Annotated in this window: 20 protein-coding genes and 1 pseudogene; 14 read left to right on the top strand and 7 right to left on the bottom strand. The window is 60.0% G+C overall.

The genetic code is table 11. The annotated features are described in order from the left end of the window. Window positions 1-131 precede the first annotated feature (131 nt). Entirely contained in the window at window positions 132-1,634 is a 1,503-nt protein-coding gene (gene nifD, locus AC0L3L_RS19615) for a nitrogenase molybdenum-iron protein alpha chain (RefSeq protein WP_473638790.1), read from the bottom strand. A gap of 92 nt (window positions 1,635-1,726) precedes the next feature. Next, entirely contained in the window at window positions 1,727-2,620 is an 894-nt protein-coding gene (gene nifH / locus AC0L3L_RS19610; RefSeq protein ID WP_065010720.1) for a nitrogenase iron protein, read from the bottom strand. Between the two features lie 633 nt (window positions 2,621-3,253). Between nifH and AC0L3L_RS19605 the strand changes: the two genes are divergently transcribed. The 3 genes from AC0L3L_RS19605 to rpoN all read left to right on the top strand — a co-directional run bounded on the left by AC0L3L_RS19605 (window position 3,254) and on the right by rpoN (window position 7,988). After that, window positions 3,254-4,471, top strand: a complete 1,218-nt coding sequence (locus tag AC0L3L_RS19605; RefSeq protein WP_473638789.1) for an MFS transporter — start codon at window positions 3,254-3,256, stop codon at window positions 4,469-4,471. Window positions 4,472-5,864: 1,393 nt separating this feature from the next. Beyond that, window positions 5,865-6,398 carry a peroxiredoxin gene (locus AC0L3L_RS19600; RefSeq protein ID WP_065010713.1) on the top strand — a complete coding sequence of 178 codons (534 nt, stop codon included), beginning with the start codon at window positions 5,865-5,867 and terminating at the stop codon, window positions 6,396-6,398. Between the two features lie 180 nt (window positions 6,399-6,578). After that, complete coding sequence (gene rpoN / locus AC0L3L_RS19595) at window positions 6,579-7,988, top strand: RNA polymerase factor sigma-54 (protein WP_473480587.1); 1,410 nt, start codon at window positions 6,579-6,581, stop codon at window positions 7,986-7,988. Here rpoN and AC0L3L_RS19590 read toward each other — a convergent pair. From AC0L3L_RS19590 to AC0L3L_RS19570, 5 genes and pseudogenes are all read right to left on the bottom strand, one after another. Further along, entirely contained in the window at window positions 7,967-8,608 is a 642-nt protein-coding gene (locus AC0L3L_RS19590) for a nitrogen fixation protein NifQ (protein WP_473638788.1), read from the bottom strand. The two genes, rpoN and AC0L3L_RS19590, sit on opposite strands and share 22 nt — an antisense overlap. 667 nt (window positions 8,609-9,275) lie before the next feature. Beyond that, a complete protein-coding gene (locus tag AC0L3L_RS19585; RefSeq protein ID WP_473638832.1) occupies window positions 9,276-9,845 on the bottom strand; it encodes a nuclear transport factor 2 family protein in 570 nt (189 codons plus the stop codon). A 174-nt stretch (window positions 9,846-10,019) separates the two neighbouring features. Further along, window positions 10,020-10,196: pseudogene (locus tag AC0L3L_RS19580) on the bottom strand (ferredoxin); the annotation flags it as partial. Next, on the bottom strand, window positions 10,187-11,404 hold the full coding sequence (locus tag AC0L3L_RS19575) for a cytochrome P450 (protein ID WP_473638787.1): 1,218 nt from the start codon (window positions 11,402-11,404) through the stop codon (window positions 10,187-10,189). The pseudogene AC0L3L_RS19580 and the gene AC0L3L_RS19575, both read right to left, overlap by 10 nt. A gap of 1,345 nt (window positions 11,405-12,749) precedes the next feature. Next, complete coding sequence (locus AC0L3L_RS19570) at window positions 12,750-13,811, bottom strand: hemin-degrading factor (protein ID WP_473638786.1); 1,062 nt, start codon at window positions 13,809-13,811, stop codon at window positions 12,750-12,752. A 318-nt stretch (window positions 13,812-14,129) separates the two neighbouring features. Here AC0L3L_RS19570 and AC0L3L_RS19565 point away from each other — a divergent pair, with 318 nt between their 5' ends. The 11 genes from AC0L3L_RS19565 to AC0L3L_RS19515 all read left to right on the top strand — a co-directional run bounded on the left by AC0L3L_RS19565 (window position 14,130) and on the right by AC0L3L_RS19515 (window position 25,167). Then, entirely contained in the window at window positions 14,130-14,450 is a 321-nt protein-coding gene (locus tag AC0L3L_RS19565; protein WP_473488626.1) for a HesB/IscA family protein, read from the top strand. A 180-nt stretch (window positions 14,451-14,630) separates the two neighbouring features. Further along, window positions 14,631-15,830 carry a cysteine desulfurase NifS gene (gene nifS, locus AC0L3L_RS19560; protein ID WP_473638785.1) on the top strand — a complete coding sequence of 400 codons (1,200 nt, stop codon included), beginning with the start codon at window positions 14,631-14,633 and terminating at the stop codon, window positions 15,828-15,830. Between the two features lie 147 nt (window positions 15,831-15,977). Further along, on the top strand, window positions 15,978-16,745 hold the full coding sequence (locus AC0L3L_RS19555) for a beta/alpha barrel domain-containing protein (RefSeq protein WP_473638784.1): 768 nt from the start codon (window positions 15,978-15,980) through the stop codon (window positions 16,743-16,745). 123 nt (window positions 16,746-16,868) lie between these two features. Continuing rightward, window positions 16,869-17,246, top strand: a complete 378-nt coding sequence (gene nifW / locus AC0L3L_RS19550) for a nitrogenase stabilizing/protective protein NifW (RefSeq protein WP_473480599.1) — start codon at window positions 16,869-16,871, stop codon at window positions 17,244-17,246. Window positions 17,247-17,429: 183 nt separating this feature from the next. Continuing rightward, window positions 17,430-18,278: an electron transfer flavoprotein subunit beta/FixA family protein gene (locus AC0L3L_RS19545; protein ID WP_473629454.1), complete on the top strand. Its 849-nt coding sequence runs from the start codon at window positions 17,430-17,432 to the stop codon at window positions 18,276-18,278. A gap of 18 nt (window positions 18,279-18,296) precedes the next feature. Continuing rightward, complete coding sequence (locus AC0L3L_RS19540) at window positions 18,297-19,406, top strand: electron transfer flavoprotein subunit alpha/FixB family protein (RefSeq protein WP_473638783.1); 1,110 nt, start codon at window positions 18,297-18,299, stop codon at window positions 19,404-19,406. Between the two features lie 11 nt (window positions 19,407-19,417). Beyond that, window positions 19,418-20,725: an FAD-binding protein gene (locus AC0L3L_RS19535; RefSeq protein ID WP_473638782.1), complete on the top strand. Its 1,308-nt coding sequence runs from the start codon at window positions 19,418-19,420 to the stop codon at window positions 20,723-20,725. A gap of 12 nt (window positions 20,726-20,737) precedes the next feature. Continuing rightward, complete coding sequence (locus tag AC0L3L_RS19530) at window positions 20,738-21,037, top strand: ferredoxin family protein (RefSeq protein WP_473638781.1); 300 nt, start codon at window positions 20,738-20,740, stop codon at window positions 21,035-21,037. A 247-nt stretch (window positions 21,038-21,284) separates the two neighbouring features. Continuing rightward, window positions 21,285-22,964, top strand: a complete 1,680-nt coding sequence (gene nifA, locus AC0L3L_RS19525) for a nif-specific transcriptional activator NifA (protein WP_473638780.1) — start codon at window positions 21,285-21,287, stop codon at window positions 22,962-22,964. Window positions 22,965-23,460: 496 nt separating this feature from the next. Beyond that, a complete protein-coding gene (nifB, locus tag AC0L3L_RS19520) occupies window positions 23,461-24,942 on the top strand; it encodes a nitrogenase cofactor biosynthesis protein NifB (RefSeq protein WP_473638779.1) in 1,482 nt (493 codons plus the stop codon). A gap of 30 nt (window positions 24,943-24,972) precedes the next feature. Then, on the top strand, window positions 24,973-25,167 hold the full coding sequence (locus tag AC0L3L_RS19515; RefSeq protein ID WP_008878193.1) for a 4Fe-4S dicluster domain-containing protein: 195 nt from the start codon (window positions 24,973-24,975) through the stop codon (window positions 25,165-25,167). Window positions 25,168-25,249: the final 82 nt, after the last annotated feature.

Below are 25,249 nucleotides of genomic sequence, written 5' to 3'. Positions count from 1 at the left end.
GATATTACCTCTTTTTAATCTGGCCGCGCCATTCGGCAGCTCAGTACGTCGAGACGTTTGCGGTAATCCCGGGGCTCACAAGCCCGCGGGGTTCGTGGTCTCTCTGGGGAGACCAGGCCAGGACAGGGCGTCTATTCGGCAGCTATCGCCCGCCCACTGCGCGGGCTTTCTTTCCAAGGGGCCTGGTAGAGATCCCAGACCGGATTGTTGATGGCAAGATCCACGTCGCGTGCGAAAATGGCAAAGCCGTCATAGCCGTGATAAGGCCCCGAATAGTCCCAGGAGTGCATCTGACGGAACGGAATACCCATCTTCTGCACCGGGTATTTTTCCTTGATGCCAGAGCCCACGAGGTTGGGGCGAACTCCCTCGATGAACTTCTCCAACTCGTAGCCGGTAACGTCGTCATAGATCAGCGTGCCGTTCTTTACGTAATGACCGGTGCGCTGATAGTCATCGTTGTGGCCGAACTCGTAGCCGGTGCCGACGATCACCATGCCGAGGTCCTCGTAAGCTGTGATGACGTGGCGGGGGCGCAGGCCACCGACGTATAGCATGACGGTATTGCCTTCGAGACGCGGCCGGTACTTGGAGATGACGGCGTCGACAAGCGGTCTGTACTTGGCGATCACCTTCTCGGTTTTCTCCTCGATTTCCGGCCCGAAATGCTTGGCTATGTTGCGCAGAGAGGTCTCGATCTGGGACGGTCCGAAGAAATTGTACTCCATCCAGGCGACGCCATACTTTTCCTCCATATGTCGGCAGATGTAGTTCATCGAGCGGTAGCAGTGGATGAGATTGAGCTTGGCCTTTGGCGCGCGCTCAATCTCGGCCAGTGTTGCGTCGCCCGACCAGTTGCCGACCACGCGCAATCCTATCTCCTCAAGCAAGATGCGCGAGGCCCAGGCGTCGCCGCCAATATTGTAGTCGCCGATCACGTTAACGTCGTAAGCACCGGCCTCGAACTCGACGTCCTTCTTGTCGAAGACCCAGTCGCGGATCGCATCATTGGCGATGTGGTGGCCGAGTGATTGCGAGACGCCGCGGAAGCCCTCGCAGCGCACCGGCACGATAGTCTTTTCGTACTCCTTGGCTTTCTTGCGAGAAACTGCCTCGGTGTCATCACCAATGAGACCGATCGGGCATTCGGATTGCACGGTGATGCCGTTGTTCAGCGGAAACAGCACCTCAATCTCGTCGATGATCTGTTCCAGTTTTTTGTCACCGCCGAAGACAATGTCTTTCTCCTGGAAATCGGAGGTGAACTGCATTGTCCCGAACGTGTCGATGCCCGTTGTGCCCACATAGTAATTGCGTCGCTGTGACCAGGAATATTGGCCGCAACCGACGGGGCCATGTGAGATATGGACCATATCCTTGACTGGGCCCCAGACCACGCCCTTTGAGCCGGCATAGGCGCAGCCGCGGATTGTCATGACCCCGGGGATGGACTTGATGTTCGATTTGACGTCGCATTCGGAAAGGATCTCACTTTCCCCGCCAGCCTCATCCCCGCTCTTTGCGATGCTCAGGTGTTTTTTGCGGCGCTTCGCCGCCTTGTCGGGATATTGCGATAGCACCTCCTCGATAAGCTTCGCATGGAGAGCACCATCATTCTCGTATTCCAGGCTCATGGGACCCCTTTCAAGGTGTCTGATGACGCGTCACCGATGAAGCGCCGTTCTTTGCAAGGCGCCCCAACCCGAGAGGCGACCAATATCGGTCGTTACTGGGCGGCCGCCTTGGCCGCTTCCTTGGCCTGAAGCTCGGCAAGCATCTGCTCGTCGGTCTTCATGATGCCGAAGTCGAGCAGCATGTCCTCGAGCTCCTCCATGGTTATCGGCGTCGGGATGGTGCCCTGGCCAGAATTGGCATGGATCTTCTCGGCCAGCGCGCGATACTCTCCGGCCTGCTTGGAATCCGGCGCATACTGGATAACTGACATCTTCCTGAGCTCGGCGTGCTGGACGATGTTGTCGCGCGGCACGAAATGGATGAGCTTGGAGTTGAGCCTGGAAGCCAGGGCTTCAGCGAGGTCGAGCTCACGGTCGGTTTGACGTTCGTTGCAGATCAGGCCTCCGAGCCGCACGCCCCCCGAATGGGCATATTTCAGGATGCCCTTGGCGATGTTGTTGGCCGCATAGAGCGCCATCATCTCCCCGGACATAACGATGTAGATTTCCTGCGCCTTGCCCTCGCGTATCGGCATCGCGAAACCGCCGCAAACCACGTCGCCGAGCACGTCGTAGGAGACATAGTCGACATCGTCATAGGCGCCGTTCTCTTCGAGGAAGTTGATTGATGTGATGACGCCTCGGCCGGCGCAGCCAACGCCCGGCTCCGGGCCGCCGGACTCCACGCACTTGATGCCTCTGTAGCCAATCTTGAGCACGTCCTGCAGCTCGAGATCTTCCACCGAACCTTCCTGTGCCGCAAGATGCAGGACAGTATCCTGAGCCTTCGAGTTCAGGATAAGGCGGGTGGAGTCGGCTTTGGGGTCGCAGCCGACGATGAGGATTCTCTGCCCAAGGTCGACAAGGGCGGCGAGCGTGTTTTGGGAGGTGGTGGACTTGCCGATGCCGCCCTTTCCGTAAAAGGCGATCTGACGCAGACCTGACATTATAGATTTCCTTCCTTCGTTCCATCCGTCGCGGCTGGCCGCAATATGAATGCCGATGGGCAGCTCTTGCCGCCTCACACCGAAAGGGTCTCAAGACTCGTGCCAAGTAGCTTGCTGATAACCAAAAAGGTATTTTTTCGTTTGTGCCCCGCGAGTTAGCTTGAGCTCCAACAAGTGTTTGCTGCCAGCGAATTGTCGGAACAAGCCCTGTAGCGGACCCGACAATGCCCGACACAAGGCGTCAGCTTCGAGACCGACACTGGAAGAACTCGGGCCTTCGAGCTAGAGCCGACCTTTGGCTGCATACAGGCGGCGGCAAAGCGACCGGCTTGCGCGCCTCCCGCCGCGGGACATCAGACGTGCGTGCTCGGTAGCTGGTTGCGCATGGCTGGTTCGAGACTGGCCCCGCGAAGTCGGCATGGAACATGCCTGATGCGACGACTGCCGACGATCACATCCTCGTCCGGCTCGGAGAACCGGCACTGATATTGCACGCGGCGCTGTCACAACATGTCGGGCAGCGATGAACATTCCTTTCGTGCGACGCCGCCGGCAACGGCGTGCTCCTGGCATGAATGCGGGTCGCTGCTGCGAACCCATGTTGCAGTTGCACCCAAGCTGGCGAGCTTATTCATGACCGAATCCGCGACAGGCTTCATGGAGACTTTTCTGCACGGCCCAGAAAAGCCGGATCAACGATCTCGTCCCGCATGGGGCGCGGTCATATCGCTTGCCCTGGGCACCTTCGGGTTGGTGGCGGCAGAGCTTTTGCCTGCCAGCGTGCTGACGCCGCTCGCGCATGATCTGCATGTCACAGAGGGTGCGGCTGGACAGACGATGACAGCGACGGCGATTGCTGCGGCGATCTCTGCGCCGACGATCGCCTTCATAACAAAGCGCCTGGACCGCAGGATCGTCCTGTGGGCGATGATGCTGCTTCAGATTCTGTCCAACGTTCTGGCGGGTGTCGCGTGGTCGCTGCCGGTTTTCCTAGCGGCACGCGTCGTGCTCGGCATTGCGCTTGGAGGCTTCTGGTCGATTTCGGCATCGCTGGCGATTCGGCTGGTTCCAAATCACCTCCTGCCGCGCGCCCTATCAATCATCCTCACCGGCGTTTCGGTCGCTATCGTTTGCGCGCCTCCAGTCGGCGCCTATGTAGGCGACATCTGGGGATGGCGAGCCACCTTTATGATCGCCGCAGCCGTCAATGGCGTTACATTGCTGGTGCAACTCGTAACCATTCCGACGTTGCCGCCGGTTGAAATGGCTGGACTCCGCGGTCTGCTGAATGTGATCAAGAAGCCAACTATCAGGGTCGCGCTTTTGGTCGTACTGCTGGTCGCTTCTGGGCACTTCGCCAGCTTCACCTATGTCCGGGCCTACCTCGAGGAGATTCCCGCCATCCGAATCGAGACGATCTCATTGCTGTTGCTCGTTTCCGGCGTATGCGGCTTCTTCGGCAATTTAGCCGGCGCATTCCTGGCGAAACACAGCCTCAAGGCAGTCGCGGCGCTGCCGCCCCTGCTCATGGCGATAGCCGCTGTCTCATTGCTGATGCCTGGAGCATCGGCCTCCGCCTCGGCCATTGCGGTTGCTGTATGGAGCTTTGGCTTCGGTGCGGTGCCGGTGGGGGTACAGACTTGGATGGTGCTGCGCGCCGTTCCCGAGCAGGCCGAAAGCGCCGGTGTGCTGATGACATCAACGTTCCAGATTGCCATCGCAGCCGGCGCGATCTTCGGCGGTTTGCTTGTGAACAATGTTGGCGTCGCCAGTGTGTTTGCCTACAGCGCGGTTGCCACGTTCCTCGCAGCCCTCACGGTGTTCCTATTCGGCCCGAAACGCACAACCTAACCAACCTCTGACGGGAAAGACCTTCAGCTCAGCGCTCGCGATGCAGCCGCACCAGCCGCGCGGCGCGATCCCGCCCACGACTACTTTGTCGGTTCAGGCCTTCGTCTCGCCTAGATATGACCTGGGTCGCGGCTACCACCCGATGGGGCCTGGACCAGTGCCGGGCGCCTCGCCTCGCCGGTTTCACCGTTCGCGGCTACAGGAAGTGCATCAGCGTTCGCCCGGGCGGAGTTGGTCAGGTTACGCAGCCCGGGCGAGCGCGGGTCGCGCTAGGCAGCTGATGGATGACCAGGTGCCGTTCTTGAGGCGTAGCCTCGTCGATGTCCTGAGATTGCAAGGTGTCAGCGCTAGGGCTTCACCGTCGCGGATAACTATGTCCGACAGCCTCATGGCATGGACTCTTCCCACTGGCGGAGCCGACGAGCTTGGGAGATAGGGCGTAATCTGCTCTTCAATCATCGTTTGAAGGTCAGGCATCGTATGTTCAGCAACCGCGAGCTAGCGAGACGTCAAATCATCTCTTGCCACGCCGACGTTAGGGCGCAGCCGAGGGTCTCGCTCGAATTGCGGACGTCCCACCGACAAGATCATCGACCGCAATTTGCGTGCCCGGGTGGCGCTCCGTTTGCGTTGCGCCCCTTCCCGCTAACCAGCGGCGGCTTGGCGACGTTTCGGTCGGCCTTGCGACAATTCTAGTTCCGTTTCCGACACAGAGGTTTCGATGGACGCGCACGGCGAAGCCAGTTGGAACGCCAAGCATGTCATGATCGTGGCCGAGCCAAATTCGATCCTCATCGACTCGGGATCATGGCGATTGCCGAAGAGCGGCCGCCATGAATTGCTGTCACAGGCGTGCGTTCGCGTCAGTCATGCCTCTGCCAACACCGCTACTAGGAGCGCACTGTGCCCCCTCGCTGCGGTGGTGCCCGCGGCTGCGCCGTGGGCATGGGCATGCGCTGTGTGGTGTTTGCCAGCCGGCGGAAGCGCAAATATCCGCGCTACACACCGACGGCTATGGCGCGCATCCCGCGTGGCGAAAGACGTCGTCCGAAAGGGGAGTGCAGAAGCAGCTTCATTGCAAATGGCATGTCTCTTGCTGCTCGTGCTCAGAGCCCATTGAACACGATGAAAGCGGATACCGAACCATGGCTGGCACGCGAAGCTCTAAACGATCGGCGAAGGCGGCGGTGGTTGTCCTCGCTGAAGACTGCGCATCGCCCGGTTTGGAGATCCGAACATCTGGAGCCGGGCCGTTCCCATAGACCAGAAGGGGGAAAGAATCGGGAGCCGCGTAGGGCATTGTCTCGCGCCCTGGCCTGGCAGCACCCCAGCGCGGCAATCCGATAGCCTCAGTAAAATCCAGTGCGCCAGTTTCTTCAAAAGGAGCAAGTTGATGACCGGTCAAAAGAAGGTCCCATTCGTCACGTTTCTGACGCGTGTTCGCGATGATTCAATCCAGGGGCCAAATCCGTACCGTTGGGAAGAAAAAACATCCGACGACTACTTTGCCGGCAAACGCGTCATCCTGTTCTCCCTGCCTGGCGCTTTCACCCCGACCTGCTCGACCTACCAACTGCCCAATTTCGAAGATCTCTACGAGGATTTCAAGAAAGAAGGAGTTGACGCGATCTACTGCCTCTCGGTCAACGATGCCTTTGTCATGAACGCATGGGGAAAGTCCTTGGGGCTGCAGAAGGTCGAGCTGATCCCGGACGGGTCTGGCGAGTTCACGCGCAAAATGGGCATGCTGGTTGCCAAGGACAATCTGGGCTTCGGTATGCGCTCGTGGCGCTACGCGGCTCTGCTTAATAATGGCGTGGTGGAGCAGTGGTTTGAGGAGGAAGGTTTCTCCGACAACTGCGAGACCGACCCCTATGGCGTCTCATCCCCGCAGAACGTCCTTCAATCATTGAAGGACGCTGCGTGACCTGGTGCACATCGACCATGCGCAACTGCGTTTTGGACGACACTGTGTGCAGAGCGCAAAGCTCTGGAGGCGCGCGGCCCGTGAGGTCGTTCAAACGTGACGCGGCTTAGAAGCGTCGACCTGTGAGAGATCTAATTAGCCACCGCCAAGAGCTTCTTTGACAGGAATACCGAACCGACCATGAAATCGTCCTTCAGCCTACTTCAGAAACAGTCTCTTGCGGCATCGCCTCAACTCATCGAGTCGATTCGCCTGTTGCAGCTGACGCATGCCGAACTGCATCAGTTCGTGGACCAGGAGCTCGAGAAAAATCCGCTTCTGGAGCATGCGCCAAACGACGAAGGGTGGTCTGGCGAGGTTGAAGGACCGAACTGGGCTAGGTCCCCGGACCTGCCCAGGCAAGGGAAATCCCAGCTCAGCACGACGAACACCACGCCGGGCGAGCGTCCTGCCTACGAGGAGTTTGTCGCCTTAGCGGAAACGTTGCACGACCATGTCGCTCGTCAGATCTCCCTCACCGCCTTCACACCGCACGAGCGGCTGATTGCTCATCAGCTTGCCGGGCATCTGGATGACACTGGCTATCTTCGGGTAAGTCCTTCGGACTTGGCTGACACCCTAAACGTCGGGCTGGCCCATGTGGAACGGGTGCTGGGCGTCTTGCAGCACCTCGATCCACCGGGAATTTTCGCACGATCGCTCAGCGAATGTCTCGAGATACAGTTGCGCGAGCGAAACCGGTTCGACCCGGCGATGGCGGTTTTGGTTGCCAACCTTGAGATGCTTGCGCGACGCGATTTTCAGACATTGAAGCAGCGTTGCGGCGTCGATGAAGAAGATCTTCTCGACATGTTGCAGGAAATCCGTGCGCTTGACCCCAAGCCTGGAAACAGATTCCAGTCGGGAACGCCGGAATGCGTGATACCGGACGTATGGGTCCTGCGCTCGCCAGGAGGTGGATGGCAGATCGAACTTGATCCGAACACGCTGCCCAAGGTGCTGATCAACCAAAGCTATGTCGCGGAGGTTTCCTGCCGAGCCGCCAAAAAATCGAAAGACATGACGTTTCTCAATGAATGCTTGCAAAACGCGAACTGGTTGATCCGCAGCCTCGATCAGCGCGCCAAGACGATCCTTAAGGTTGCCACCGAAATCGTGCGCCAGCAGGATGCCTTTCTGGAATATGGCGTCGCCCACCTACGGCCCCTCAATCTCAGGACGGTCGCTGACGCGATCAACATGCATGAGTCGACTGTAAGCCGGGTGACCTCGAACAAGTACATGGTTACCCCACGCGGCGTGTTCGAACTCAAGTATTTCTTCACTGTCGCGATCGCCTCCTGTGAAGGCGGTGACGCGCACTCCGCCGAAGCTGTCCGCCATCGGATCAAAGCGATGGTCGCCGAAGAATCGCTTGACAACATGCTTTCTGACGATGACATCGCCGACCGGCTCAAGGAATGCGGCATAGATCTCGCTCGCCGCACGGTCACCAAGTATCGCGAGGCGATGAATATTCCCTCCTCCATACAGCGCCGCCGGGAAAAGCGCTTGTGGCGCGACGGCGATCAAGGCCTCAAGGCCTCGTGACCAAAAGCGGCCCCTAAATCAAATGTGACGCGTTCTTCACATTCGCCCTCCTCCGGGCCGAAGCAACCGTCGAAGTCGCTACATTCCCGGCAATTGGGCGCAGTGCATAGCGAAAACCCTTCGGCCTCACAGAGTCTGCGGTAAAAGTACTTCTTCCATTTCATGTTTCGGGTATTGCCGGCCGCAAGCATCGGAAAATGCGTGGCAAGCAGGCGGTTGAGCTCGGCCCGATTGAGAAGACCTAGATCCTGCCAAAGATGGTCATCGCGCATGGCGCGCCGGGCGACGATCTTAGCGAAGCGCGCGCTCGCCGGGTCGCTCGGCCGGGCATGCGCCATAAGAAGGCCGCGCAGAAGTTCTTCCTCCATGCCCGGCTCAGGATCGCTGACGTCTTCCAAGGCTAAGGCCGCCATAGCGGTTGCGGACATACCCCGGGGCAGGACCTCGCGCAGCTCGGCAAGGGAAAGCCCTGTTGACTCCGTCGCTGTCGCTTCGCCAGCCTCGACCTCCTTGAGCGCACACGAGAGAACGCAGGCAAGGACATGCTCGTCAAACCCCCTCTCCGGCTCGACGGTGGGGCATTGGCGGGCGCCGACACATGCGTCTTTATGGACGGACATTCCCGTTCTCCTGGTTGTTTAGATGCGGCGGCCCTGCCGCGAGCACATGGGTCAGATTTCGGGCACGCGCCGGCGAGGGCTCACCGCAACGCAGTGGCCGGCCGGTCGACTGCCATGACGACGCCTTGAGCTCGCCTTCGAAGTCACCGCGCTACCGTCGCAAGCGCGAGGACTTCACTCTGGGTTTTGAGCAGACCCCTTCAGCAGCGGCATTACCCCGTGCAAGCAAAGCCCTCGGCAGGTGAGATATTCGGGCAGCCCGTCAGGAGCCGTCCAGGGTGACGAAAGCGCTACTCATCAGAGGCATCTAGAGGGTCCGGTCATGAGCGGCCGGTGGACGTTCGTTATGCCATCTGAACGGCCAAGAAGCCGCAAGAAGTACAACCCGTTGCGAACTCAAACCCACGCATGACCCAGCGCGTTGTTGATGGCGGGAATGGCACCACAATTCGGTCTGGCAGCATTGTCCCTGGTCGAATGGGTCTGTAACACGATCTGGCCGGTTCAGGACCGATGAGCGGCTCTGCTAAGCTCCAGCAAATCGATGCAGACCGGCGTCCTCGGTGCGCTCATGGTTTCAGAGCAGAGCGCTGTCGCGGTCACGCCGGCGCGGGGTCCCTGCCGGCCATCTTTACCTTGCAGGTGTCGCGGTGGCGTTGGAAAGTTGTCATAGTCCGTAGTCCCACTGATGCGGTTCCGAAGCTGTGAAGGCATTGTCATGAGAAGCAATGCGACGCTTCCCGAGCGCATAGATTGGATCGTCCGGATACGGTGCTCCAATCGGCTGTCGCGGGCCGAAGCGTTCTGCCTCCAGCACCGACGATGGGATCTGCTCCTCGAGCCAGTCATAGACAACGGTCCGTTCGGCAATCCGCCACTCCCCTGCCCTCTTTTGAAACAGATCGCAGTAGCGCCCGCATAGAAACATCTGACGCACTTCTCCGTCTTTGTCCGGTCCGCGTTGCAGCGCGGTGAAATAGCTCTCGACCGTGGCCTCCGCCGCGTTGATGAATTCGATCAGGATGTTCGTGATCTGATGGATGTTGCGCGGTCCGGTCTTGAAGACATCCAGCGCATACCGAATGAAGCCCTCGGCCGAGCCGCGATACGCCCCGTGGCTGTCATGCGCGTCGGGCCAGTACGCGCTGCGCAGCACCGCCTCATCGGCGCGGTCTGTCCCGCGGCAATACCGGTAGAGGCAGTCGCGGATCGCCTCGCGGTCGAGCAGTTCGACAATTTTTGCTTGGCCCGTCTGGTCTGTCGCAAATTCGGCGGTTCTGACGTGTTCCGGGACCTCTGTCTTCGGTTTGAGGGTGGCCTCCGAAACGATTCGCGCAGCGGGTGGATCGTCGATTTCCAGCGCAAGTTCGGGGCAGGATCGCACCCCATCCGACGCAAGCAGTTGCTCCCCGTCCGCAACCTCGATGTCACCGGGGAGGATGTAACCCGCCTCATCCAGCTTGAAGACTGCCGGCGCTCGCGCCGCGCATTGCGCATGACCCTGACATCTGGCTTGGTGAACGATGATGCGCAAGGCGACCTCCAACGTCTGTGCCCCGGCTTCAGGCCGGGCTAGGTTTAGCCCCACTCCAGGATCAGATTTTCAATCCCGAACAGTTGGCCGCCATGGGTGATGGGTGCTGTTCCCTCCTTGATCCGAAAGGGCGGCAGGCGCGCCAGCCACTCCTCCAGGCCAATGACAATTTCCCGCCGGGCGAGATGTGAGCCAAGGCAACGGTGGGGACCATAGCCAAAGGAGGCGTGGCGGATGCCTTCTCGGGTCAGGTCGACCGTGTTGGGAGATTCGAATTCCGCCGGGTCACGATTTGCAATCATGGTGGCGCAGGAAACAAAGTCCCCCTTGCGGATCGGCGCGCCTTCGAAGTCGATATCTTTCCGTGCCACGCGGATCAAATGGACGGTCGGAAAGGCGCGCAGCAGTTCTTCGGCTGCGCGCACGATCCGGTCCGGTTCTTTTCGGAGCAATTCCTGATCTTCCAGGTTTCGCGCGAGGTAGGCCAAGTCAAAGCCTATGGCTGTAGCGACCGTGTCGAGCCCGGCCACCAAAACGAGCACGCCAATGCCACGGACCTCTTGGTCTGTCAGCCCGCGGCCCTCGACCTGCGCCTGCACAATGAAGCTCATGAAATCGTCGACGGGCTTTTTGCGGCGCATCGCCGCCAGCTCGTCTATGAACGCTACAATCGTCCGAGCCGCCGCCGGCCGTCTCACATCATCGCCGTGGAGCAGATCTCTCGCCCAGGCAACAAACGTCTCAAGGCGGTGCTCCGGCAGTCCGATGAAGCGAAGGAAGATGCTGACTCCGAAAGGGTAGGCGAAATCTTTCATCGCGTCGCAGCTTGTGCCCGAAGAGGCGATCCTCGTGATAAGCGTTATCGCTCGCTCGCGGATGGCGGGCTCCAGTTCCGTTACACGCTTCGGCGAAAAGAGCGGATTGAGCAATGAGCGAAAGACTGCATGGGAAGGGGGATCGAGTTCGAGCGGGATCGTCGGCCAGTCTTCGCCCAGCGCGGATGCGAAGACGTTGCGATGACTGGAAAAGTTTTCGGTCTCCTGCAGCACCCGGCGCTGATCTGCGGCGCGAGTGATGACCCAAGCACCCTGCCCCGTACGCGTGTTCCAGGGCGAATAAAAGATTCGCGGTCCGGCATGCACGCAAGCGACTGCTGCGTGCGGGTCGCCGTTCGGCGCCGGAGCCATGCCTGGCGACGAAAAGAGGCTGAAGTCGCCCACCATTTCCGGCGGGACATGATCTGGAACCGGGTTGGTCTCCATTTGGTTCTCCTGCGTTCAGGCGTTTACGCGCTCGACAGAGATCGCAAGGCTGTTCGTCACCGCTGGGCTCCGCGACGCACCGCCGACACGCCTCCGATGACAACGTCGAGCAAATTGCGTGCCGAATAAGCGCACCATTGGCGCTGCTCATATCTCCGTTGTAGCTGCCCTTCTGAGGCTAACCTTGGTACGAATTTCGACATTCATGACTGTTCCAGACACGACAAGGTTTTGCAGAAAAGAATGCTAGCGAGGAGCCGAGTGAAGAGGCTAAGTATCGAACGAGGTCACCTGCGAGAGAGGGTAGTAGCTCGGCGGTAGCGAAGCCGCTCGCGAGCGCGCCCTCCACGAGCGCTGTAGCGAGCGAGCGGCTTTGCGGTCGTCATCGATACTTCGTCGGTAAGGTCGGGTTGCTGACCCAACTAATTCGAAGGACGATCGATGACCGACGGCATGGTGAACCTGCGCGCTCGAGGAGAAGGCTCCGGATCCCGATCTCTTGCGCGAGATGATTTGTATGCGGTCGAGCGCCTGAGCGAGTCGGAGACGGGGCCGCGATCGGCCGCGCCTATGGCAAGAAGAGGGCCCCACGTCCGCCGGCGCCGAGGCCATCAGAGCGCCCGCAAATAGCTCACTGCGGAGATCGGCAGCCCCAATTCTTCTGCGTCAGGATCACATCGGCCTGACGATGGCGATCGCCTCGTGGGGGTATCTGCTGGTAGCCGGAGAAATCCTCGACCGCACTGGTCGCATCGGCAACCTGGCCGTTGACTGCTGTGTTGCTGCTCTTGGCAAGAATCTAGCCGCGCTGAGCCGAGAGCGCGAACAGGATGCGCTAAGCGTTCCTTGATAATGCGGGCTGCTTTGGGGCGTGTTCAGCTTTGCATCCGTCTCGGACGTTACCTTTTCGAGCTTGGCATGAGACGCCGAGGGCTCTTGCCGGCGAAGGATCATTCGAGATGCCTTTGTGGAGGCCGTCCTCTGGAATCTTGACGGAGGGACCAATCGACTTCACTTCGAGCAATTCCTCCCGCCCGCTGCCGTACATCTGGGATGTTGGACAATTGACCGACAACACACCCGTCCGGGCAGCTGACGCATTTGCCTGCATTAAGTAGCTTTACCGCGGAGTTCAGGTTGTGGCTCATCGCAACGGGAGCAATGATGGCGATCCTCGCCAAGCGCGGTGGCCCTCGGGAATGGCGCCTCCGATTGAGGTGATCCTCGGCGGGCCGCAAAAGGCAGCTGTGCCCTCGTTGGCCTCGGCAGGCAAAGCGGTGGTCAGCAAATCCAGAGTAGCGGCGCATGCCGAGCGAAACGGGAATCGATATGCATCGGCCTCACCTCAAGCGGCGGTTGAACGGGGAATGCGCGGCAGGTTCTCGGCCAGTAGCCGCCAGTCGTGGCGCTCGGGTTCGCCTTCCTTGCGCGTCCCGAAGAACTGGACGATCATCTTGCCATTGGCGCCATAGGCTTCGAGTGACGTGACGTGACCGTCCCTGGTCGGCTTGCGCACGGCCCAAACCTCACGGATGTGGTGGGCCCTGAGATGCAGGTGGAAAGTCTCGTCGAGCACATTGATGCAAGGCCCGATCTGCTTGACCGACTTGATAGGGCCGGAATGAATCTGGATGCAGCCACGATTGCCGACGAAGCACATGATCGGCATCTCGTCCTCGGCCGCACGATGGAACATGGCGCCAACGGCAGCATTGTCGAGCAGCCAGGCGTAATCCTGGCCGACCATGCGCACCGCCTGGCGGCGGCTGAGGTTCAGGGCCTTCAGCATGCCGAAGAACTGGTGCACGTCGGTCAGCCGGCTCCAGTGCTCCCGCAGGTCATCGACTGTAGCGGCTTGGTCCGCAATCTTTGCGACGTTTACGGCTGACCTCCCCTTAACCGACACGATCGGCTCCTGGTTCGAGGATTGGAGCTCGTCTGTCAGTTTTTGATAGGCATAGAGGTTGGAGGACGACCTCAGATGCACCTTGTGCACTGCCTCGCCTGCGGCGTCAAAGAATTGCAAGCTGCGGTGGATCTCCCCGCCATCGCGAGTCTCGACGGCAAAGCCATGCGCCCACAGGTTAGCGAAGATGCGCAAATCAATGTCATTGCCGAGCACCATGGCGTGACGCTTGCCGGTGAACACCTTATCGTAGATGCCTATCTTCTCATGCACGGCACTGGCATTGCGGGTCAGCGCCATTACCTCGCCGACCGCCTCGAGACCGGTTAGCACATCATTAACGCGGGGCTCGATGCGCACCGTGCCAAAACCGCAATGTGCCGCGAAAAGCTCCGCTTCCGAAATGCCCAATTGGGCGGCGAGATCGCGGTCGCGGATTGTTGGGCTGTCTTCGCGTGCCCGCCGGATTCTCTCCGCCGAAGGTTTCTCGCGCTGGTGCATGTCTTGACCCCTGGTTGCGCATACTGTCGGTTGGGCGTCTTCGCCCTCGCCAAAAAAGAGCTCAAAAGTCGTGCCAACTGCTCGAAGCGCTCGGAAACCGACTTACATGCCAGTTCACAGGGAACTTGAGCTCATCCCCCTGTGGCGGTCTCGACAAATCCGACAATACCTGTCGATTGTCCGACGCCTTCGCGGTAACAGCCGAACCAGAATCGTGGCCGCGTTGGCGATGTCGCACTGTCCGGAAACGGTTTTTCCCATTGGCACGGTCCATGCACGGTGATGCCCAGACCGTCACGCACTGAGGAGAAACGAGCGATGATTACGCTCACCGACAAGGCCGTTGCCGCCGTTAAAACCGCTCTTTCCAAGGCTAGTGAGCCGGCAGAAGGCTTTCGCATCATGGTCGAGGCCGGCGGCTGCTCCGGCTTCAAATACTCGATGGGCCTAGAGAGCGTCCCGCGCGAGGGCGACGCGATCATCGAGACGGATGGGATCAAGGTGTTCGTAGACGCCGGCACCCAGCCGCATGTAGCCGGCATGGCCGTCGACTTCGTCATGGGTCTCGAAACCTCCGGCTTTGTCTTCGACAATCCGAATGCGAGCGGGAAGTGCTCCTGCGGCAAGTCCTGTAGTTGATTGCCGAAGAAGGAGAGAGGGCGCCTGAGGTGAGCTTGTCGGTGCGATGGCGGCCGAATCTGCGCCAATCTGGGGGCACCTGCACCGCTTCTGGATCGTCTCCGCCAACAACGGCATGCGCAAGGCTCGATGCGACCGGGTTGCGCCTCACGTCATTCGATCCATTGAGGACCATAGCCCATGAAAGTTGTCTATCTCGACAACAACGCAACGACACGGGTCGATCCCGCGGTCGTTGAAGCGATGTTGCCGTTGCTTACGGATCAATTCGGCAACCCTTCGTCGGCGCACGGTTTTGGCGCCCTTGCCGGCGCCGCGTTGAGCAACGCGCGGCGTCAGTTGCAGGCGCTGATCGGCGCGGAGTTCGACGATGAGATCACCTTCACCTCGGGTGGAACGGAAAGCGACAATGCGGCCATTCTTTCGGCGCTCGAGGTGATGCCTGACCGAACAGAGATCGTGACTTCCGCTGTCGAACATCCGGCTGTGCTGACCCTCTGCGCTCATCTTGAGGAGACGCGCCGCGCTAAGGTGCACAGGATCCCGGTGGACCGCCATGGCCGGCTGAACGTCGACGCTTACCGGGCCGTCCTCAACCCGAACGTGGCAATCGTCTCGATCATGTGGGCCAATAACGAGACTGGTACGATCTTCCCCGTCGCCAAGCTCGCCGAATTGGCCAAGGAAGTCGGCGCCCTTTTCCACACTGATGCCGTGCAGGCAGTCGGCAAGCTCCCGATGGACCTGAAATCAACCGCCATCGACATGCTGTCGCTCTCCAGCCATAAATTTCATGGACCAAAAGGGGCCGGCGCACTTTTCGTCAAGCGCGGCGTGCCGTTCCAGTCCCTGATCAAGGGGGGTCACCAAGAGAGCGACCGGCGCGCGGGCACCGAAAACACGCCCGGCATAGTCGGGCTCGGCATGGCCGCCGAACTCGCCTTGAAATTCATGGATGCCGAGACCACGCGGATAAAGTGGCTCCGCGACCGGCTGGAGAACGGGCTTGTCCAGCGTGTCCCAAACAGCTTCGTCAACGGCGATCCCCTGGAGCGCTTGCCCAACACCGCAAACATTGCCTTCGAAGCTATTGAAGGCCATGGAATCCTGCATCTCCTCAACCGCGAGGGTATCGTCTGTTCCTCCGGGTCCGCCTGCACATCGGGCTGTGCGGAGCCAAGTCACGTCCTGAGGGCGATGAAAATGCCACATGGCGCGGTCCGCTTCTCTTTCGCGCGTGACAACGGACAAGAAGAGGTGGACCGGGTGCTAGAGGCCTTGTCTTCAATTGTGGAGAAGCTGCGCGACGCCCACAGTTCCGGGTCGAATATACGGAGCGCCGAAGGCCTTCAATGCGTACCGGGTCTCAGCGGCAGATGAACCGGCGTCCATTCATGAGCAGTCGGGTCTTTCTCAAGGATATTACCCTGCACGAGGGCGAGCAGGCACCCGGCGTTGCCTTGACGGTGTCGGAAAGCTTGCGATCGAGATCGACGCAATTGCGCCGTGGTCGCACGGAGTGTCCCGGTGCGGCTCACGGCATGGCGCCGGATGACCTCACGGGATCTCCATGCATCGGTCGAGAGCGGCGTCCGCGCCCTCAATCTGTCGTTGCCTGCATCGGATATCCAGCTTGCCACCAAGCTCGGGCTAGTCCGGGAACGAGCGCTAAGGCTCATCGAGCATATGGTCGGGCGCGCGGCCGCCAGCGGCTTTTTCCTCGCCCTGGGCTCTGAGGATGCTCGCATACCAGCCCAGGACTATCTCGCCCGCCTTATTAAGACGGCGGCGCGCGCCGGCGCAAGCCGCGTCAGCCTGGTCGATAGTGTCAGCGCCCTCGATCCCCTTTCGACCTTCGAGCTTGTCACCCCGCTCGCAGCGAAGTCTCCCGTCGACCTCGAATTCCATGTGCATAACGATCTCGGCCTCACTACCGCCAACACGGTGGCCGCGTTCCGCGCCGGCGCGCGCCATGCCTCGGTCGTCCTTGGAGTCGGCGAGCGCGCGGGCAATGCCGCACGCGAAGAGGTGGCCGCCGCGATGGCTGTCCTTCAGGAGGCAGATATCGAAGTCGGCCTCACCGCATTGTCCCCCTTGGCGGCCGGGAGACCTCGGGCGGGGCCGAGCGCCAGGTCGAGGGCCAATCCGGAGACAGTCAAGCCCATCCCGCTCGGGCCATGCGGGCCCTTGCGTCAGCCCACCTCGCTCGCTTCCAAGCGGGGCCGGCTGCCTCCATGGAGATCGACCAGTTGTACCGCGCGCTACGTCCGGCCTCGGCACCGGAGGCAGTTGTGACGACGAGGCGATTGCCGCGCTGGCTCAGCGCATTCGTTCATCAGCCCGCGGCTTTCGGGGCTGCATGTCGAATGTGCGACCAACGCACCAGAAACCCACCGTTTCCGACAAAGGGAAAACGCAATGAGTTGTTCCGCTGACAGCAGTTCCATCGACGTCACCAACATCCTCACGCGACTGAAAGGCCTGTCGTCCGCGGAGGAGTTCTTCGCTGTCCTTGGCGTCTCGTATGATCCGAAGGTGCTCAATGTCTCACGGCTGCATATCCTCAAGCGTGTGGGCCAATACCTTGCCGAGGAAGATTTCTCCGGTCTGCCCGACCAGGTGATCGCCGCGCGCATGCGCGCCATGCTGGAACGCGCCTACGAGGAGTTCGCGCTTTCCTCGCCGCTCACGCACCGGGTTTTCAAGGTGCTCAAAGATCACAATCCGAACAAACCTCACACGCCAGGCCGCACATTCGTTCCGTTCGACTCCGTCCTGAAGCGGTTCGGCGAATAAACGCTACATAGTTGCGACGCGACAATGTCGACAAGCCAACAATTCGGGCACCGAAACCGGGGGGCCTCAGAAATGATCAATGGAATTTAAAAGGAAAGACGCTCGCAAAACACTTGGCACGAATGATGCAAACAAGAACTCGCACCGCCAGCTCGCCTCGGGATAACAGCATAGAGAACGCCAATGCACATTGTCGTCAGCATCAAGCAGGTGCCGGACTCGGCACAGATACGGGTCCATCCGGTGACGAACACCATCATGCGTCAGGGTGTGCCGACCATCATCAACCCTTACGACTTGTTCGCCCTGGAAGAAGCACTCAGGCTACGCGACGCTTATGGTGGGGAGGTCACAGTGCTCACTATGGGTCCACCCATGGCAGAGGACTGCCTGCGCAAGGCGCTCGGCTACGGCGCCGATCGCGCGGTGCTTTTGACCGACCGCTATTTTGCCGGTTCTGACACGCTGGCCACCTCCTTTGCTCTTTCCCAGGCAATCGCGAAGATCGGCGAGACGTTCGGCACACCGGACGTGGTCTTCACGGGCAAACAGACGATCGACGGCGACACCGCCCAAGTCGGGCCCGGCATCGCCAAGCGTCTCGATCTCCTTCAACTCACCTATGTCGCGAAAATCGCCTCCATTGATCTTGCTGCAGGCGAGATCACGGTCGAGCGCCGTTGCGAGGGCGGCACCCAGAAGCTGAAGAGCAGGCTGCCTTGCCTCATCACCATGCTGGAAGGCACGAACGAGATGCGCCGGGGCTCGATCGAAGACGCGCTTTGCGCCGCGCGCAGCCAGATTGTGAAATGGAGTGCGGCCGAGGCCGGCATTGAAGACCTCACCAAATGCGGCTTGCGTGGCTCGCCGACGGTCGTCAAACGCGTTTTCGCCCCTAGCGCCCGTTCGGAAAAGGCGGAGCAAATTGAGACCGCCGAAAAGACGCTGCGCGATACCGCAGACGAACTGATTGGTGCAATCTTCACCCGCCAGCCGGCGCTGGAACCGGAACTCGCCTTCGAGGGCGCGTGACGGCAAGGAGCAGACCATATGTCGAGCACGAACTCAGACACCCCTCGCCAGCCCCCCGGCCGTGCCGGGATGAAGAAGGAGCTTCCTGAGCGTTTCAGGGACTATCGGCATGTCTGGGTTTTCATCGAGCTCGAACGTGGCCAGGTCCACCCGGTATCTTTCGAACTGCTTGGCGAGGGCCGCAAGCTGGCGGACAAACTTGGCGTCCAGCTCGCGGGCGCTGTGCTCGGACCCCCGGGAGAAGCCACCCAGAACGCAGTCGCCGAGGCCTTCGCCTATGGCGCCGACCTCGTCTACTTCGTTGAGGCGCCGGTGCTCGCCGACTATCGGAATGAGCCTTTCACCAAGGCGATGACAGATCTGGTTGCTACTTACAAACCCGAGATCCTGCTTCTCGGTGCAACCACGCTCGGCAGGGATCTCGCCGGTTCCGTCGCAACCACCTTGCTGACAGGGCTAACGGCCGACTGCACCGAACTTGACGTGGATGCTGACGGCTCGCTCGCCGCGACTCGCCCGACTTTTGGCGGTTCGTTGCTATGCACGATCTACACGCTCAATTACAGGCCGCAGATGGCGACGGTGCGACCGAGGGTCATGCCGATGCCCCAGCGGGCCGACAGAGCGATCGGGCGTGTCATCCCGCACAAGCTGTCGCTAACCGAGGATGAAATCGTCACCAAGGTGCTAGGATTCCTTCCGGACGGCCAGTCGGGTATCGCCAATCTCGCCTATGCGGATGTGGTGGTTGCGGGAGGGCTCGGTCTCGGCGGAGCGGAGAACCTGCAGCTTGTGAAGAGTCTCGCGCGAGTGATAGGCGCCGAATTCGGCTGTTCGCGGCCGCTGGTCCAAAAGGGCTGGATGTCGGCCGATCGGCAGATCGGCCAAACAGGCAAGACAATCCGGCCGAAGCTTTACATAGCGGCCGGTATTTCCGGCGCCATCCAGCACCGCGTTGGAGTTGAGGGAGCCGATCTCATCGTGGCCATCAACACCGACCCGAACGCGCCGATTTTCGATTTCGCTCACCTCGGGATCGTCACCGATGCCGTTCGCTTCCTGCCGGCGCTGACCGAGGCATTCACCCGGCGGCTGTCACCGCACAGTCGCGACAAGCTTGCGAGCTAAGGGAGATGGAGATGATCAAGGAAAAGTTCGACGCCATTGTCATCGGCGCCGGCATGTCCGGGAACGCAGCTGCCTACACTATGGCAAGCGACGGCTTGAAGGTGCTGCAGTTGGAGCGAGGTGAATATCCGGGCTCCAAGAATGTCCAGGGTGCCATCATGTATGCGAACATGTTGGAGAAGATCATTCCGGATTTCCGCGATGATGCACCTCTCGAACGTCATCTGATTGAACAGCGATTGTGGGTTATGGACGACACCTCCCACACCGGGATTCACTATCGGTCGGACGACTTCAACGAGGTAAAGCCCAATCGCTATACGATCATCCGTGCCCAGTTTGATAAGTGGTTTTCGCGCAGGGTGCGCGAGGCCGGCGCGACGGTTCTGTGCGAAACGACGGTGACGGAACTCGTCCGTGACGCCAAGGGCAAGGTGATCGGCGTCCGCACGGATCGGGCCGGCGGAGCTATCTACGCGGACGTAGTTGTTCTTGCAGAAGGTGTCTGCGGGCTGCTTGGCACGCGGGGCGGCCTGCGCAAGATGCTGAAGCCGGAAGCCGTGGCGCTCGCAGTCAAGGAGATGCATTTCCTGCCCGAAGAGGTGATTGAGCAGCGGTTCGGGGTCAAAGGGAGTGAAGGCTGCGTGATTGAGGCAGTTGGCACGATATCCCACGGCATGGCCGGGCTCGGGTTCCTCTACACGAACAAGGAATCGGTCTCACTGGGCGTCGGCTGCCTCGTCTCGGATTTCGCCGCGAAGATGGAGAGCCCATATGGCCTCCTCGACGCGCTGAAAAACCATCCTTCGATCCGGCCGTTGATCGCCGGTTCGGAGGTGAAAGAATACGCGGCTCATCTCATTCCCGAAGGTGGCTACAAGGCTATTCCGCAGCTCTTTGGCGACGGTTGGGTCGTTGTCGGCGATGCCGCGCAATTGAACAACACCGTTCACCGCGAGGGTTCTAACCTCGCCATGACCTCGGGTCGCATCGCGGCTGAGGCTATCATCCAGCTGAAGAGACGCAACGATCCTGTGACCAAACAGAACCTCGCGCTTTACAAGACGATGCTGGATAAATCCTTCGTGGTCAAAGACCTGCGGAAATACAAAGACATGCCAGCTTTACTCCACACTAACGCCTGCAATTTCTTCACGACCTACCCGCGGCTAATGTCACAAGCCGCGCAGAACTTCATGCGTGTCGACGGCACGCCAAAGATTGAAAAGGAAAAGGCTACCACGGCCGCCTTCATCAAGGCGCGCTCGCGGTTGGGGCTGGTCAGCGACGCGATCCGGCTGGCATTGGCGTGGCGGTGAGGCACTCAACACATGACCAACCCAGTGAGGATATTACGTGTCGAGGACAAGCTCTACCAGAACCGCTATCTGGTGGACTCCGGCCGTCCGCATATAAAGGTGCGACCGCACAAGCAACCAAGCGCGAATCTGCTCGCGCTGACCCGCGTCTGTCCAGCGAAATGCTATGAGTTGAACGACAAAGGTCAAGTTGAAATCACCGCCGATGGCTGCATGGAGTGCGGCACCTGCCGCGTTTTGTGCGAGGCCAGCGGCGAGATCGAATGGAATTATCCGCGTGGTGGCTTCGGCGTCCTCTTCAAGTTCGGATGATCGGCTTTGGCACCGTGTCGGCGGGTGTGCACCTGTGTACTCCCGAACTCGCGACAAAGCGCAATCTTGGCGGCACCATCTCGCCAAATTGCGGAGCGAGTGAACTTCCTGAACTGATGAAAAGGCGCTTGGGAGGAGCACCCTGGACCACAACCGCTGAGGTGTTTCCATGGCTCACATACGGCCGGATGATCGGGTCAACGGAGTAGGACCTCGAGACACCTTCCGCAAACCCGCCAGTGATGGGATGTTCGAAGCAGATGACTGGCTCAAGGGAATCTACGAGGTGTCGAAGGCGCTGACGGCTCCCGACCGGCTGGAGGTTACGCTGGCCAACGTCGCGAACACTCTCCCGTCGTTTGTGCAAATGCGTCATGGAGCAATCTTTATCCTGGACTCTGAAGGTGAGCAGGAGATCGCCGCGAGTGCCGGCAGCGGCCCATCAGGCACTCCCCCCATCATACCAAAGGCGGCAATAGATCAAATCGTCGCTACGGGCACGCGGCTCGTCATCGCGGACCTCAGCACGTCCGAGTTGTTTCAGGCCGACCTTCAAGCAGATCGTGGTGTCAATTCCCTCCCAATGGCCTTCATCGGCGTCCCGGTTAAGGCTGAGGACAGGATCCTTGGGACGTTGTCGATCGTAAGAGACAGCGCAAACGGGTCCCGCTACGATGAGGACATCTGCTTCCTGACGATGGTGGCCAACCTCGTAGGCCGCACTATTCGCCTCCATCGCGGCTTGACTAGGGATCGTGAGCGGCGCGTCGATGAGAGCTGGACAGCGGAGAATTCGTCCGATGAGGACCGGACCGACCCCGTCCCGCATGCACCCGTCAAGATGGATGGGATCATCGGGGAGAGCCCCGCACTCAAGCAGGTGCTCGAAACCGTCTCCATTGTAGCAAGGACGAATTCCACCGTGCTTCTGAGGGGCGAGAGCGGCACCGGCAAGGAGTTTTTCGCGCAAGCCATACATAGGCTCTCGCGCCGGCGGAGGAAGTCTTTCGTCAAGTTGAACTGCGCCGCACTGTCGGAAAGCGTTCTGGAGTCGGAGCTGTTCGGACATGAAAAAGGCGCCTTCACAGGGGCAATTTCCCAGCGCGCCGGCCGTTTTGAATTGGCAAACGGGGGAACGCTGCTACTCGACGAAATCGGCGAGATTTCACCTGCATTCCAAGCCAAGCTGTTACGTGTCTTGCAGGAAGGCGAACTGGAGCGTGTTGGCGGTACCAAGACGCTGCAGGTCGACGTGCGACTTATATGCGCCACCAACAGGGATCTCGAGTCGGCTGTCGTAAGCGGGGAGTTCAGGGCCGACCTTTATTATCGCATCAATGTGGTGCCAATCATCCTGCCTCCGCTCCGAGAGCGACCGGGGGATATCCCTCGCCTTGCGAACGCCTTCCTCGAACGATTCAACAAGGAGAACCATCTCGAACTCGCCTTTGCGCCGTCGGCGCTCGAGTTTATCTCGCAATGCTACTTCCCTGGAAATGTCCGCGAATTGGAGAACTGCGTGCAAAGGACGGCCACGCTAGCGCGTTCAAGGACAATCGCTCCATCAGATTTTGCCTGCAACAATAACCAATGCCTATCTTGGCTCCTCTGGAAAAGAGCTGATCATTCGCACAGCGGCAATACCGGCAACCAGCGCTTTCGAAGCAATATAATGCCCGCCGGATTGCCGATGCCGGCCGGGCGCTTCGGCGCCCCGCAGGATAACGTGCGACCCCATACTGCCGACCCTGCAAACGATCCCGCTCTCCCTGCAATAGGCCCGCGCCTGACGGAACGCGACCGGCTGATCGGCGCGATGGAGAAGGTCGGCTGGGTTCAGGCCAAGGCCGCCCGTGTCCTCGGTGTTACGCCGCGACAGGTCGGATATGCTTTGCGCCGACACGGGATCGAGGTGAAGAAATTCTAGCGTTCTCATGAGGTGGAGAACGAGAACACTGCGCCAGCTACGCGAAATGTGTCGGAGCCCGGGCCAAAGCTGCGCGAGTGTGTGATGCTGTCACCCCTTCATCACCCGCCCTTGCCGACGTCTTGCCGATCGCAGAAAGGAGTCACCCCACTCTCCTGAATCGGAACCATGCAGACCCAAGTGAGCAGTGGCAACTTCACCGCGGACGAGCTCGCCGTCGCCGAGACCGACATCCTCGTCGGAAGACCGGTCGGGAGTTGTGCCGAGGGCGATCACGGCCGAGCGGTCGACGCGGGATTTCTATCTTGAACTGATGTCCGGCCGGGTCGTCTTCCTCACCTTCTAACATAGTCCTGTTAGAAGTCCGACAAAGCTATGTCGGAGCAACTCCATGATATCCGACGCGCAAAGCCAATTCGTGAACTAGCGCCACCTTTTCAGTTGGCATTGCTCTTGCGCTTCGAACCGCGACGTTAACCCGTAACGGAGCCGTTCAATGGCCGCACCGGCGATTTCAGTTGAGAGCCTGATCGGCGCGAGGGTCTCCGACCAGTTGCTGGTGAGCGCCAAGTCGGGTGGCTGTGCATCTTCCTCCTGCGGATCGTCGACAAGGCCGGACGATGTGGACCCGGCCATCTGGGACAAGATCAAGGATCACCCGTGCTTTTCAGAAGAGGCGCACCACTATTTCGCGCGCATGCACGTCGCCGTCGCGCCGGCCTGCAATGTCCAGTGCAACTACTGCAATCGCAAATATGATTGCGCCAACGAAAGCCGGCCCGGGGTTGTCTCGGAAAAGCTGACGCCCGATCAGGCAGTACGCAAGGTGATCGCGGTCGCCAATGAAGTGCCGCAGCTTTCCGTGCTTGGGATCGCCGGACCGGGCGATGCCTGCTACGACTGGGAGAAGACGAAGGCGACGTTCGAACGCGTCGTCAGGGAAATCCCCGACGTCAAGCTTTGCGTCTCTACGAATGGGCTCGCGCTGCCCGACCACGTCGACGAGCTTGCCGACATGAATGTCGACCACGTGACGATCACGATCAACATGGTCGATCCGGAAATCGGCGCAAAAATCTATCCCTGGATTTTTTACGATCACCGCCGCTATTGCGGCATAGAAGCCGCCAGAATTCTGCACGAGCGGCAGATGCTGGGATTGGAGATGCTCAGCGCACGCGGCATCCTCACCAAAATCAATTCGGTGATGATCCCCGGAGTGAATGACCAGCACCTGATTGAGGTGAATAAGTGGGTCAACCAGCGCGGCGCGTTTCTGCACAACGTCATGCCTCTGATTTCGGACCCGGCGCACGGCACGCACTACGGATTGACCGGGCAGCGCGGCCCAAATGCAATGGAGATGAAGGCTCTTCAGGATCGTCTTGAAGGCGGCGCCAAGTTGATGCGCCACTGCCGGCAGTGCCGGGCAGATGCCGTCGGCCTGCTGGGCGAGGATCGTGGCCAGGAATTCACGCTCGGCCACATCCCCGGTGAGCTCACCTACGATGCCAGCAAACGCGAAGCCTATCGGGAGCTGGTCGCGGACGAGCGCCGTGATCACCTCGCGGCTAGGAGCGAAGCGATCGGAATGGTCAAGACTGCGAGCTCCGGCAAGTCCCTCCTCGTCGCGGTGGCAACTAAGGGCGGCGGCCGCGTCAACGAACACTTCGGCCATGCCAAGGAATTCCAGGTGTATGAAGCCTCGCCGATGGGGATCAACTTTGTCGGTCACCGCAAGGTTGAGCAGTATTGCCTCGGGGGGTGGGGCGAGAACACCACTCTCGACGGCGTCATCGCTGCGCTGGAAGGCATAGACGTCGTGCTTTGCGTTAAGATTGGAAATTGCCCCAAGGATCAGCTCGCGGCCGCCGGTATCCGAGCAACCGACGCTTACGGCCATGACTACATCGAAACGGCAATCAGCTCGATTTACGCCGCCGAGTCCGGCGTCCAGGCACTCGCCGCGACGGCCTGAACATCTCATTTACTCGAATCAGGAATCAAAATGGCTTTCAAGATCATCGCATCCCAATGCACACAATGCGGCGCCTGCGAATTCGAATGCCCGTCGGGTGCGATCAAGTTCAAAGGCGAGAGCTACGTGGTCGAGCTGCAGAAGTGCACCGAATGCGAGGGAGCTTTCGACACGCAGCAATGTGCTTCGGTGTGTCCTGTGCCGAAGACCTGCGTTCCTGCCTGAGTCCACTGGGTACCCACACAACTGGCTGCCCCGGGGAACGCCTGCGCGCCTCATCAATGACACTAGCCTCAGAGAACCAAGG

The organism is Mesorhizobium sp. WSM4849 (assembly GCF_055811385.1).
The sequence above is the reverse complement of the archived record's forward strand: the minus strand, read 5'-3'. Positions and strand labels throughout refer to the sequence as shown.